Genomic DNA, 13,324 nt, shown 5'->3' with positions numbered 1-13,324 from the left:
ATACCGAACCTCTAGATCCGGCCCAATCAGACCAATTTTCAGGAATTAAGGTCAAAAAACCTTGCCGCCAGCGACGTTGCCGCCGTCGATGAGCGCGGTTATACGCACCCAACCAACCACCGTCAACAGCTGTTTTGATTTTTTTTGAGAAAAATTTCGACGCCTCTGCAGCAGTGGATATTAACCATTTGTTAGGTAATGGAGCGCGGCTTGCCGATCACCCGATCGGGGAGTTTCCAAAGCCCATGAGACGCTGACCTGCATCGACCACAAGCGTGTGCCCGCTGACCTGCCGCGCTTCCACCAGATACTGAACGGCCGCAACAATATCGTCAGGACCAAGACCCGGCCCGAGGGGCGTCAGCTTCTGGCGACTGTCAAAGTTCTCCTGTGTCTGATCGCTCGGCAACACCAGGCCAGGCGCAACCGCATTGACCCTTATGCCTTTCGAACCCAGTTCAAAGGCAGCAAGACGTGTTGCGCCGTCCAACGCAAACTTGCCGCAGAAGTAGCTGAACCGTTCGGGCGAGGCGGACAGCATCTGTGTATCAAGCAAGTTCACGATCGCGCCTTCCACCGGCAACGGATCCTGATTGGCGAAAGCCTGCATGAGAAAGACGGGTGCGGCGGCGTTGACATTCATCAGGAACTGCCAGCTTTCCGGCGTCAGGTCGAAGATGTTGTCGGTATTGAAGGCGGAGGCCGAGTTCACCAATACAGAGACCGGACCGCCCAAAGCGTTCGCCGTTTCCGAAATCAACTCGCCAGCCAGCTCCGGCTGACTGAGATCCTTCTGCAAAAGGACTGCTTTCCCGCCTGATGCCAGGATCTCATCCTGAAGCTCCTTCGCACCACCCACAGATGAGTTGTAATGGAGACCGAGTGCGTAACCCTTTTCCGCCAATCCCCAGGCAATTGCCTTGCCGAGCCGTTTTCCGGCTCCGGTGACCAAGGCGATCTTATCGGCTGCCATGCTCTTATCTCCCCAGAATTGTCAGGTGTAGTCCTGAAGGTTCAACACCGGCTGGACGCGCGAAACTTCGTGACTGCGCACCAGATTGGCCTTCGACATCACCGCGAGCGTTGCCGCACTTGTCTGCGCTACGCGCACTTCGTCCCGGAACAGATAGACCGCGCCGGTCAACTGTACCGTCACAGGCCACCCCAGTTCACGCAGCCGGAATGACTGCAGGATGCTGTCTGTCTGATACCGGATCCTGTCAGGCCCGTCGGGCAAGTGCAATGCAAAGCCGAAGCCCGGATCAACCCAAAGCCGTTCAATCCCGGCATTGGTCGCCAGATCGATCCGCTCCTTGAAAAAACTCAGCTGGTGATCAAAGATTTCTTCCGAAGGCGGCAGGTAGTCCTCGGACCGGGCATTTTCTCCAGGCGTGTAACACAGAACCACACCTGCGTGATGAAAGGCGAGTGCTTCATAAAATGCCGGGTCGTCCACCCTACCGGTCAGATTGACTACGCCCGCGCCTGCTTCGACCAGGGCAACACCCACTTCCGGGTGATAGGTTTCAACCGATACCAGGATGTTTTCATCGGCCAGCGCCCGCACGACCGGCCGCATCCGATCAATCTGCCGTTCCGCCGCCACGATATCGGCCGTTTCACCAGTTGATTCCGCCCCGATATCGATCATGGCGGCGCCTTCCAGCGTCATACGCCGTCCGCGATAGAGGGCGGCATCGAACGTATGGCAGACCGTTTCGCGATATGTGCTGTCCGGAGAGAGGTTCAGAACACCCATCTGATAGGTCCGATCTTCGAACCTGCGATCGAATTTGGGAAACTCGAACGTTTGAACCGGCGCTTCCAACGCCTCACGGTATTTGAGCCAAAGAGGCAGGAGACGATCGGCAGAAATCATGAAAGGCAAAGCTCCAGAGTGTTCAAACCTGTCGGTTGGACGGTTCGGAGGGAAATAGGAAGGTTCTCACCTGTGGCAAGTCCACGTCAGGTTCGTTTGCGCGTGATGCGAATTCCGACACCCGAGGCATCTTCAAAGATGTCCGGTTTGGTCACTGTGACAGTGACTTTGTCGGCGAGCGGATTGGAGAGCACGAATTCAGCGACCGCTTCGGCCCAGTCTTCGACCAGATCGACATGCCCGCCGGAAGCAGCCTTGTTCTGAATGAACTCCACGGCATCGGCATAGGAGACAAATGTACCTGTGTCGGTCACCAGCTTACGATAGCCGGCAACGGTCTCGATCTCGATGTCAAAGCGGACGGCCTGGTCCCGGCCCTGCTCGCTTTCCAAGATCCCGATCCGCGCAGGGATCAGAAGATTGTTGATCAGAATGGTGTCCTGGCCATCTTCGATGAGGCTGGAGCTGCTTTGTTGGCTGTCGGGCATTTGGCTACCTGCTGCGGGGATCGGATCCCTTGAAACGATGTCGTCATCTCCAGACCATGGAAAGAACGACAGCGTCAAGAAGCAGGTTCACTGGTCGCGCGCCTATCCGGCGGCTGCGCCATATCCTTCCAGTACGTCGACGGCCTTGATGACACCGCGCAATTCGCCAAGTCCTCTCAGGCGGCCAATAGCCGGATAGCCGGGTGTCGAGTTGCCCGCAAGATCGTTCAAAATGCGGTGACCGTGATCGGGACGCATGGGAATTCGCTTGCCGGTGCGAGTTTCCAGATGACGGAGTGCCCGAATGATAGCGACCATATCTATATCGCCTTCCAGGTGGGCGTCTTCATAGAAGCTGCGCGGATCATCCTCGCGGCGCGTTGCACGTAGATGTGCGAAGTGAATGCGCTCGCCGAGGCTTTCGGCAATGGCCGGAAGGTCATTGTCCGGATGAACTCCAAGCGAACCCGTGCAAAGTGTAAAGCCGTTTGATGGAGAACTGTGCATCGCCGCGATGCGCTCCAGATCCGCCTGTGTGCCGGCAATACGCGGCAATCCGAATAGCGACCGCGGAGGATCGTCCGGGTGCAGCGCCAGAACCGCCCCGACCTCCTCGATTTCGGGGATCACCAAATCCAGAAAATTCTGCAGATTTTGGAAGAGTTCCTCGCGGCCGGTCTCCCGGTAGGCACTCAAGCGGGTTTTGAAGCTGTCCAGCGTGTAGCTTTCCTCCGACCCCGGCAGACCTGCAATGATGTTCGCCGTCAGACGTTCGCGTTCCGCCTCCGGACGCGTCGCCAGGTAGGCTTCGGCGGCCGTTATGTCTTCCTGGCCGTAATCCGCTTCGGCTCCTTCGCGTTTCAAGATGAACAGGTCAAAGGCGGCGTATGCGGCAAACTCAAAGCGCAGGGCCGTTGCGCCGTCCGGCAGTGCGAAATCCAGATCGGTGCGGGTCCAGTCCAGTACCGGCATGAAATTGTAGCAGATTGTCCTGACGCCCTGGCGGGCGAGTGCCCGCGCTGTCTCGGCCCAGTTTCGGGCCCAGCGCTCCCAACCCGGCGCACCGGTCTTGATATCCTCGTGAACCGGGATGCTTTCGGTGACTTCCCAGGTAAGACCTGCATCCTCGATCATCTGGCGACGTGCGGCGATCTCTTCTTCCGGCCAGAAGGTACCATTCGGGATCTCGTGCAAGGCGGTTACGATGCCGCTTGCCCCGGTTTGGCGAACGTCTGTCAGGGAAACCGGATCCTGTGGCCCGAACCAACGCCAGCTTTCGATCATCGCAGCTCTACTTTCTTTTTCTTATGGGGAAGCCACAGCGGGCGTATAGAGGTAACCGTCGAATTCCGGATCTCCGACATCCGATAATTCGAGCAGGGTCTGGCGAACGTTTTCGAGATGATGCCACATCGCCTGACGCGCCGTTTCCGAATTGCGATGCCTGAGCGCCTCCAGAATCGCCGCGTGATCATCCAGCCACTTTTCCCGGTAGCTCAGATCGAAAATGCGGTCGTGCAGCCGGGCCCACATGGAACTTTCTTCGCGTTTCGTCCAGAGATCCTCTACTTGGGCGACGAGAACGCTGTTCTGAGTGGCCTCGGCGATCTGCAGGTGAAACTGACGATCAGCGAGATAATCTTCTTCGCCAAGTTCAATGGCCTTGCGCTCAAGCTCAAGGGTTTCGCGAAGCTTCAGGATATCGTTCTTGGTGATTGTCGTTGCGGCGAAACCCGCAATGCTGCTTTCCAGAAGCTGACGGGCCTGAAGCAACTCGAACGGACCGAAATCGGCTTTTGGAACATTCAGCGAAATCTTCTCTCCGGCGGCGACATAACTTCCGGAGCCTTTGCGCACATCCAGATAGCCCTCGATTTCCAGCACGATGTAGGCCTCGCGGACCAGCGACCGGCTGATCCCCATTTCCAGGGAAATCTGGCGTTCCGTCGGAAACTTGTCGCCAGGCTTGTAACCTTCCTCGGTAATGCGCCTGGCGAGCAGCTCGGCTATTTCCTGATAGCGGCGCTTTGAAACATCGCTGGTCATGAGGCCTTCCTTGCATCCTCATCGCTGGCGGCGATCTGGTGATAATACTCCGCCAGAATATGGAATGCTTTTTTCTTGGTTCTTTTGTCGGCAGCAATCAGCCCTTTGTGATTATAGCCATTTTGAAAGATATTTTGCCGGCGCTCTACACGGAAATCGTAAAGGATCCAAGGCGACATACCCTTGACGTAGTCCAGTTTGCGCAAGGTGTCGATCTGCCGGTGGTAGACTTCAGCCATATATTCTTCACTGAAGAGGCCCTTTTTCGGCCCCTTGTCACCGATCACGCCATCCGCACCGGTTTCCGAGATTACCACCGGCCTGTCGGGGTCCGAGTTCCTGCCGATCGCGACAAGGTCGTCGAAATTTTCTTCATACCAGCCATAATACTCGTTCAGACCGATGACATCGATATGCCTTGCAAGGCGGTCCTCGATCCGGTTCTGGGCATGGTTCACCAGACAGGCGGCCGAAGTCAGACGGGTGGGATCGAGTGACTTGCAGGTATCCGCAAGCCCTTGCATGAATTTCAAACGCGCATCCGTGTCCGGATTCTCGTTGCCGACCGACCAGATGATGACACTGGCCCGGTTCCGATCGCGCTTGATCAGTTCGCGAAGCTGATTTTCAGCGTCCTTGTATGTGGCGGGGTTGGCAAAGTCGATCGCCCAGTAGACAGGAATTTCTTCCCAAAGAAGGAACCCGAGCTCGTCGGCCAGCTCCGCGGCCCGTTCATGATGGGGATAGTGGGCCAGGCGCAGGTAATTGCATCCCAACTCTTTTGCATGGGAAAAGCGGCGGCGCAGATCGTCTTCATTGGTGACCTTGCCCAGCTCTGCATCGTCCTCATGCACGGAAATGCCGCGAAGGAACACAGACTGGCCATTCAGCAGGATATCGGTGCCGCGCCTTTCGACCTGGCGAAAGCCGACCCGATCCTTGATCGTGTCCTCCCCAAAGCCGACGGAAACGTCATAAAGCTTCGGTGAAGCAGGGCTCCAGAGTTCCGGCGTAGCGGTAAGCTCTACCTGTCCCTTTCCGCTTTGATCGAGCGGAACAGTTTGGTCGATACCGAGTTCAGGGATCGACAGATGGACGGGAGCTTCAGGAGCGCCGTCAATTTCAACTTCGGCGCGGATCCTGGAATAGGTGCCATCGGGCACAAGATACAAAAAGAAATCCCTGATCAGATTTGCCGGCGTTTCGAAAAAAGACACTTCACGGTAAAGACCACCATAGTTGAACCAGTCCGTGTTGCGCATCGGAACCCGGTCGCGGGTGCGAGTATTGTTCACACAGGCCATGATCCAGTTGCGGCCCGGCTTCAGCTTGCCGGTCAGCTCGACGCAAAACGGAGTTGAAGCGCCGTAGTGATTGCCCAGGAATTCGCCATTCAGAAAAATCTTGCAGTCATAGCTTGCGGCGCCAAATCTGAGGAACTGCCGCTTGCCTTCGTCAATTTCACTTATATCAAGCGGACGCGTGTACCAGGAACTGCCTTCAAAGAAGTACCACTTTTCCTTCACCATCGCCCAGTTGGAGGGCACCGGAACGGTTTCTCCCATATAGGGATCGTAATCCCATGGCTCCGTCCGGTTTTCAGGTTCCTCCGGCAACATGGAGAACCATTTCTGCCGCAAGCCGGTGTCCAGAAGATCGACGCAAAAGGTCCAGTCGCCGTCAAGGCTTGCCGCTGACCGGCCTCCCATGAAGATCAGACCTTCATGATTGAGAGACTGCGTGTTGAAAGGCACGTCATAGTCTTCGTCATGCAAAGCCTGCAGCGCATTGTCGGCGAGTTGTGAACGTTCGAGCATCTTTCCGTCTCCGGCAACGTCGGGAGAGCATTCCGCGTGTTTTCGCAAACGACACGGAATGCTCCAAGCTGGTCTTTCAGGCGTTAAGGAGCAATGTCCTTGATGCGCTTGATCAGGTCAGCCACGACCGGTGACTTCTGTGCAGCTTCTTCGTGCATCGGCAGGACAGCTTCGATGAACGGACCTTTTTCGACTTCGATGAATTTAACACCGAGTTCGTTCTTTGCGGTCTCAACAGCCTTAGCGCTCATGGCATCCCACTGCTCGCGGTGGAAATCCATGGATTCCTTGGCAGCCTTGGTAACTGCAGCCTTGTGCTCGTCAGACAGGTCGTTCCATGTCTTGGACGAGATCATCACGACAGACGGGATCATGGTGTGGCCATCGTCGGAATAAACCTTTGACACTTCACCATGACGAGCCGAGGTCAGAGCCATCGGGTTGTTTTCCGCACCGTCAACGACACCCTGCTGCAGCGCGCTGTAAAGTTCACCCCAGGCGATCGGGGTCGGGTTGCCGCCAAGAAGCTCGACCATACGGATGGCGGACGGGCTCGGCTGAACGCGGATCTTCATGCCTTCAAGATCTGCCGGCGACTTGATTTCCTTGTTGGCATAGAAGGAACGCGCACCTTCGATGTAAAATGCGATGCCGATAAAGCCCTTGTCTTCGGAAGCGGCCAGGATGTCTGCACCGATGTCGCCGCTCAGAACGTCATAGTAGTGATCGGCATTGACGAAGATGTAGGGCAGGTTTAGCGCACCGTAGGATTCTTCAAACGCTTCCAGTTCCGAAGCATTGGAGCGCGCCATGTCCAGGGTGCCGTTCTGCATCAGCTCCATGGATTCACGCTGCGTGCCAAGCTGAGCGTTGGCGTAGATGCGGATCTTCAGATCACCACCGGTCGCTTCTTCCAGACGCTCGGCCATGTATTCCATGGATTTGTGCAGCGGATGGTCTTCCGGATTGTTGTGGTTGAGACGCAGGGTCTTGGCATTGGCAGCCGTACCCAGTGCAACAACGCCAGCGGCAAGAACGGCCGCGAGCTTAACGAACTTCGTCATGTCTTCCTCCCAAATGCAGCCTCGGCCACGCGACCTGTGCTCCTCAATGAGCCGGTCCCGGCCTCGGGTCTCGCAGCCAATTGCTGCTGCGGATGGCGAATTGTTCGTCCAATTTTTCAAATCAGTCAACCTTTTTTACAAAATTGGTTGACCAATTTAATTTCTTGGCGCAAACCTTAGGCCGTCGAATTCCGCCGACACACCTGCTTCAATGGGTATTCCGGGTCGGCATGGGAGGAACATCGTGACAAACGTAACAAGAGGCGTCGATCTGATCCTGCGCCTCGTCATCTCCATCGCTTTCGCCATTCTGGTTGCCTGTGTCATCTGGCAGGTCTTTTCGCGTTACGTGCTTGAAAGCCCGAGCACCGTGACCGATGAAATGGCGCGTTTCCTGTTTATCTGGGTGGCCTTGCTGGGTGGTGCCTATACGCTTGGGCAGCGGCGCCACCTTGCCATTGATCTCCTGCCGGTGATCACCAAGGGGACTGTCCGTCTCCTCGTGAATGCCGGAATCATCACGGCCATAGCAGTCTTTGCGGCGCTGGTGATGATCTACGGAGGCCTGGACCTGGTAAGCCGCACACTGGAAACCGGGCAGGTGTCCCCGGCTCTGCGGATGCCCATGGGCCTCGTCTATGTCGCGATCCCGTTTTCAGGATTTTGCATTCTCTACTACTGCCTGACCTTCATGGCCGACCTCTTCCGCGAGGGCCGCGGGCCGAACGATCAGGATGGCGCGCCCAAGGCGGGCGGCCCGCTGGACTAAGGGACTGGGGGAAATTTCATGGATACTCAATCGGTCCTGGTTCTGTTCGGGACGTTCGCACTGCTCATGATCCTGGGGGTGCCGATCGCGTTTTCGATCGGCCTGGCTGCCTTTGCCACCTTCCTGCTGTTCATGTCCTTCGACCAGTCGGTTTACATCGTCGCCCAGCAGATCGCCTCGGGTCTGGACAGTTTCACGTTGCTGGCGATCCCGTTCTTCATTCTGGCCGGCAACATCATGAACCGCGGCGGCATTGCAATGCGGCTCATCGAGTTCGCCAAGGTTCTGGGCGGCCGACTTCCCGGCGCCCTGGCCCACTGCAATGTCATCGCCAACATGATGTTCGGGTCGATTTCGGGATCGGCTGTCGCGTCCGCAGCTGCCGTCGGTGGTGTTATGGCGCCGTTGCAGAAGAAAGAAGGCTATGACCCGGCCTATAGTGCCGCCGTCAATATCGCTTCCTGTCCGACCGGGCTTCTCATTCCGCCAAGTTCCACCTTCATCGTCTACTCGCTGATCACCAACGGCACGTCCGTCGCTGCGTTGTTTGTCGCCGGCTACATCCCGGGCATCCTGATGGGTCTCAGCCTGATGGTGGTGGCAGGCATCATCGCCAAACGCCGCGGATATCCGGTTGCCCCGCGCCCGAGCGGCAGGGAAGTTGCCGTCAAGGCTGCGGATGCAATGCTGCCACTTGGCCTGATCGTCATTGTCATGGGTGGCATAATCGGCGGCATCTTCACCGCGACCGAAGCGTCAGCTGTGGCCGTGGTCTACACGCTGTTCCTGGCAGTCGTCTGGTACCGCGAGATCACGTGGCGCGAATTGCCGAGCATCATTCTGGAAAGTGCGGTGACAACATCCATCGTTCTTCTGATGATCGGATGTTCCATCGCGATGTCGAAGGCAATGGCTTTTGCCGACATTCCATATTCAATCTCCGATGCCTTGCTGAACCTGTCTGAAAATCCGCTGGTTCTGCTGCTGATCATCAATATCGCATTGCTGGTTGTCGGCACTTTCATGGACATGACACCGGCACTTCTGATCTTCACGCCGATCTTCCTGCCGGTCGTGGTGGACCTCGGCATGGATCCGGTTCATTTCGGCGTGGTCATGACGTTCAACCTGTGCATCGGCATCTGTACACCGCCGGTCGGGTCAGCTCTCTTTGTCGGTTGTTCCGTCGGTGGCGTGAAGATCGGGCAGGTGATCAAACCGATGCTCGGCTTTTATGCCGTTCTTGTCAGCCTGCTGCTGGTGGTCACCTATGTTCCATCGATCAGCCTGTTCCTTCCACGCCTGCTGCTCGGCTACTAGGAGCCTTAGATGAAAGCCTTGAACCGCTGGCAGTTTGCCGAGCACCTGCAAAACGGAATCGTCCTTGAAGTCGAGGAAAAGCATCGCCTCCAGATCTCTGTTCTGGAATCCGCTCTGATCCGGGTCTGCCTTTTGAAGGACGGCGAATATCGCCTGAGCCGCACTTGGGCGGTGGCTCCTGGAGCAGACGTGCCCTGGGACGGGCGTTGGAGAGATGCGCTGGCCGGTTTTTCCTGCCCCGAATTCTCGGTCAGGCGAAATGAGGAGAACGTTGTTCTTGAAACGCAGAACCTTCGTCTGACCATCGGCACTCCCCTGAGCATGACGTGGGAGTGCCGATCGGCTGATCAAGATGACTGGCGGGAAGTGGCTCGCGACCGGCCGCAAAGCGCCTACATGATCGGCCGGCGGGATCATCGTAAACAGCATTTCCTGCGCCGGTTTCCCGGCGAGAGGTACTACGGTCTTGGTGAAAAGAGCGGGGCTCTGGAGCGCTCCGGCCGTCGTTACGAAATGCGCAATCTGGATGCGATGGGCTATGACGCCCAAACGACGGATCCGCTCTACAAGCACATTCCGTTCACAATTACGGATCGCGGCGATCTCGGCGCCTACGGTCTATACTACGACACCCTTGCGCCCTGCTGGTTCGATCTCGGCAATGAAAAGGACAATTATCATCCGCCGTTCCGCGCGTTCCGCGCTGAAGACGGAGATCTGGACTTCTATTTCAGTTGGGCGCCGTCCGTTCTGGATATTGTCAAGCGTCACCACTGGTTGACCGGCGGCACCGCTTTCATGCCCCGATGGGGGCTTGGATATTCCGGCTCCTCAATGGCCTATGCCGATGCGGAAAATGCCCAGGAACGCATGGAGGAATTTCTTCAAAAACTGGATGACGAAGACATTCCCTGCGACAGCTTCCAGATGTCATCAGGCTACACCGCGATTGAGGGCAAGCGCTACGTCTTTCACTGGAACACGGACCGGTTTCCAAACGCGGAAGAGATGACCCGGAAATATTCGCAATCCGGCGTCCATCTGATTGCCAACATCAAACCGGTGCTGCTGGATGATCATCCGCTTTATGACGAGGTGAACGACGCCGGCCTTTTCATTCGGGACAGCGAAACGGGTGAACCCGAACAGTCTCCCTTCTGGGATGGCAACGGTTCGCATCTGGATTTCACCAATCCCGACACCGTTTCCTGGTGGCAGAAAAACCTCAACGACAAGCTGTTTGCCAGGGGAATTCCGCACACCTGGAACGACAACAACGAATATGAGGTCTGGGATGATGAGGCAGTTTGCAACGGCTTCGGCAATCCCATACCCGTAAATCTCGTTCGCCCGCTACACAGTCAGCTGATGACCCGCGCATCCCATGATGCGCAAAAGGCCAGCCAGCCGGACAAACGACCCTATCTGATTTCGCGCTGCGCGGCGCCTGGCACACAGCGTTATGCGCAGACGTGGACCGGAGACAATTACACCTCCTGGGATACGCTTCGCTGGAACATTCCGATGGGGCTCGGTCTCAGTCTTTCCGGCTTCTACAATATCGGGCATGACGTCGGTGGGTTCGCCGGACCGCGTCCGGAGCCTGAGCTCTTCCTGCGGTGGGTGCAAAACGGGATTTTCCATCCTCGCCTGACCATTCATTCCTGGAACGACGACGGCACCGCAAATGAAGCGTGGATGTATCCGGAAATCACACCCCTCGTCCGGGACGTCCTGAAGTTTCGTGCCCGGCTGATCCCTTACCTATACACCTTGCTGTATCAGGCGGTGACGGAGGGAGAACCGATCCTGCGCCCGCTTTTCCTGGACTACCCGGACGACCCGAATTGCCACGCGGCCGAGTTCGAATTCCTGCTGGGCCGGGATCTTCTTGTCGCAACAGTGGTGGAGCAAGGCGCGACACACCGGCAGGTAACGCTTCCGGCAAACGAAGAAGGGTGGTGGACCTTTGACGGCAGTGCCTGGCATCCGGGTGGCGAGATCCTAGAGGTACCGGTCTCGCTTGAGACCATCCCTGTTTTCGTGCGCGGAGGGACTGTGCTGCCACTTGCCGCACCCAATCTACGTGCCGATGCCGCCACCGATACAGAGCGGAGCTGGAGGATCTATCCGCAGACCGACAATGGGGCTGCCAGACTTTCCTTCGCCTACGACGACGATGGCGTTACTGTGAACGCACTCGCGGGCGACCATTGCCTGACAAGATTCGAGCTGACTCGAAACAATGGAGATGTTCACCTTCACTGGCATCGTTCCGGCGACTGGCAACCGGCTTTTGACTCGGCAACAATCTGGCAGGCAGGATCCGCACCACTGACTGTCAACGGACTTCCGGTCACTTCCGGAACGAAAATCGCATTCTAATCCGGCCAAGAACTCATGACTGAACAGCCCATCCAGATCCTTTCCCCGACCTATGACCGCGGCGACTTGCGCCCTCGGATGCTGCATATCGGCTTTGGTGCCTTTGCCAAGGCCCATGTCATGGTCTTTCACGACGAAATGCTGCGTCATACAGAAAGCGATTGGGGGGTCATCGCCACGCGCTTGAACTCCGGCGCGGCTGAACTGACCCAGCTTGACCAATCCGATGGACTTTATGTCGTCGGGGAAATGTCCGACGATGATCTCACCCTGAGGGAGATTGGCGCGGTGACCGGGACACTGCACCCCGTGCGCGATGGTGCCGATGCAGTTGTGGAACAGATCTCGAGCCCGGAGCTAGCGGTAGTCACGCTGACAATCACCGAGAAAGGATACTGCCTGTCGGGCGGGCAACTGGATCTTGGCCACAGGGGCATCGTTGAAGATCTCAAGGGAGCCGGGGCTCCCAAAACGGCAATCGGTACGATCGTTGAAGGTCTTCGCCGGCGAAAAGAAGTCGGCGATAAGGGGCTGACGATCCTTTCCTGCGACAATCTTCCGGCCAACGGCGTACTTTGTCGCCAGGCCATTCTCGACTATGCGCGAGAACTGGATCCCGAACTTGGCACCTGGGTTGATGAAAATTGCCGGTTTCCGTGTTCCATGGTCGACCGCATCACACCGGCCATGACCGGCCAATCCCACGACCGCCTGAACGACGCTCTTGGTCGCCCCGATCCAAACGGGATCCTGTGCGAACCGTTCCGCCAATGGGTCATCGAGAACAGCTTCGCCGGGGAACGGCCTGCCTGGGACCTTGCGGGTGCTGAGTTCGTTGCCGATGTCGCTCCCTTCGAAGAGATGAAATTGCGGCTGTTGAACGGAACACACTCGTTTCTTGCATATCTTGGTGCCTTGGCTGGCAAGGAGACGATTGCCGAATGCATGCAGGACCCGGTTCTGTTGACTGCCGCCAGGAAGTTGATGCTGGACGAGCAGGTGCCGACGCTTGAGGTTCCGGACGGTGTCGAAGTCTCCCGCTACGCCGATACCCTGATTGACCGGTTCGCCAACAGGGCGCTGCATCACAAGACCACACAGATTGCGACCGATGGCAGCCAGAAACTGCCTCAAAGACTTCTGGCCTCCATTCGCCAGCATCTTGAGGCAGGTCGTCCCTGGCCACTTTCGGCTCTCGCCGTCGCGGGGTGGATACTCTATTGCAAAGGCACTTCGGAAACCGGCCAGCCCCTGCCCGTCAGCGATCCCCTGTCGGATCAGATCGCCGCCTTCGCCGCTCAGTCCGACGGATCGGATTATGTAGACCGGATGTTGTCCCTGAAGACGGTCTTCGAAGACGACCTTCCGGCTTCGCCCGAATTCACCGGTGCGGTCCACGATGCCTACAAGCGCCTTCGTTCCAACGGTGTGCTCGACGCACTTTCAACAGCACTGTGATCGCGCGTTCTTCAAGGTGCACAATCCTCTGTGACGCCTTGGAGAGCCTGATGACGAAAGGCCCCCACCTGCACGGCCAACACCCGAATTCCCATGCC

Annotated in this window: 11 protein-coding genes; 4 read left to right on the top strand and 7 right to left on the bottom strand. The window is 57.2% G+C overall.

The window, feature by feature from the left end; genetic code table 11:
- Positions 1–217: 217 nt before the first annotated feature.
- The 7 genes from ABLO27_RS26965 to ABLO27_RS26935 all read right to left on the bottom strand — a co-directional run bounded on the left by ABLO27_RS26965 (position 218) and on the right by ABLO27_RS26935 (position 7,294).
- Complete coding sequence (locus ABLO27_RS26965; protein ID WP_353037199.1) at positions 218–973, bottom strand: SDR family oxidoreductase; 756 nt, start codon at positions 971–973, stop codon at positions 218–220.
- 21 nt (positions 974–994) lie between these two features.
- On the bottom strand, positions 995–1,879 hold the full coding sequence (locus ABLO27_RS26960) for a dihydropteroate synthase (protein WP_353037198.1): 885 nt from the start codon (positions 1,877–1,879) through the stop codon (positions 995–997).
- Positions 1,880–1,965: 86 nt separating this feature from the next.
- Positions 1,966–2,367 carry a dihydroneopterin aldolase gene (locus ABLO27_RS26955; RefSeq protein ID WP_353037197.1) on the bottom strand — a complete coding sequence of 134 codons (402 nt, stop codon included), beginning with the start codon at positions 2,365–2,367 and terminating at the stop codon, positions 1,966–1,968.
- Positions 2,368–2,469: 102 nt separating this feature from the next.
- Complete coding sequence (gene uxuA, locus ABLO27_RS26950) at positions 2,470–3,651, bottom strand: mannonate dehydratase (RefSeq protein ID WP_353037196.1); 1,182 nt, start codon at positions 3,649–3,651, stop codon at positions 2,470–2,472.
- A gap of 21 nt (positions 3,652–3,672) precedes the next feature.
- Positions 3,673–4,413: an FCD domain-containing protein gene (locus ABLO27_RS26945; RefSeq protein WP_353037195.1), complete on the bottom strand. Its 741-nt coding sequence runs from the start codon at positions 4,411–4,413 to the stop codon at positions 3,673–3,675.
- On the bottom strand, positions 4,410–6,230 hold the full coding sequence (locus tag ABLO27_RS26940; protein ID WP_353037194.1) for a glycoside hydrolase family 2 protein: 1,821 nt from the start codon (positions 6,228–6,230) through the stop codon (positions 4,410–4,412). The genes ABLO27_RS26945 and ABLO27_RS26940 overlap by 4 nt, the downstream gene beginning before the upstream one ends.
- Before the next feature lie 83 nt (positions 6,231–6,313).
- The gene (locus ABLO27_RS26935) at positions 6,314–7,294 is read right to left on the bottom strand and encodes a TRAP transporter substrate-binding protein (RefSeq protein WP_353037193.1); all 981 of its coding nucleotides are present in this window, start codon (positions 7,292–7,294) and stop codon (positions 6,314–6,316) included.
- Between the two features lie 244 nt (positions 7,295–7,538).
- Between ABLO27_RS26935 and ABLO27_RS26930 the strand changes: the two genes are divergently transcribed.
- From ABLO27_RS26930 to ABLO27_RS26915, 4 genes are read left to right on the top strand one after another with little or no spacing between them, the layout of a single operon-like run.
- On the top strand, positions 7,539–8,063 hold the full coding sequence (locus tag ABLO27_RS26930; RefSeq protein WP_352948388.1) for a TRAP transporter small permease: 525 nt from the start codon (positions 7,539–7,541) through the stop codon (positions 8,061–8,063).
- An 18-nt stretch (positions 8,064–8,081) separates the two neighbouring features.
- Entirely contained in the window at positions 8,082–9,383 is a 1,302-nt protein-coding gene (locus ABLO27_RS26925) for a TRAP transporter large permease (RefSeq protein WP_353037192.1), read from the top strand.
- Between the two features lie 9 nt (positions 9,384–9,392).
- Complete coding sequence (locus ABLO27_RS26920) at positions 9,393–11,768, top strand: glycoside hydrolase family 31 protein (protein WP_353037191.1); 2,376 nt, start codon at positions 9,393–9,395, stop codon at positions 11,766–11,768.
- Positions 11,769–11,783: 15 nt separating this feature from the next.
- Positions 11,784–13,226, top strand: coding sequence for a mannitol dehydrogenase family protein (locus tag ABLO27_RS26915; protein ID WP_353037190.1), 1,443 nt, complete (start codon positions 11,784–11,786; stop codon positions 13,224–13,226).
- Positions 13,227–13,324 lie beyond the last annotated feature (98 nt).

Source organism: Roseibium sp. SCP15 (genome assembly GCF_040329435.1).
GTDB lineage: Bacteria > Pseudomonadota > Alphaproteobacteria > Rhizobiales > Stappiaceae > Roseibium.
The sequence above is the reverse complement of the archived record's forward strand: the minus strand, read 5'-3'. Positions and strand labels throughout refer to the sequence as shown.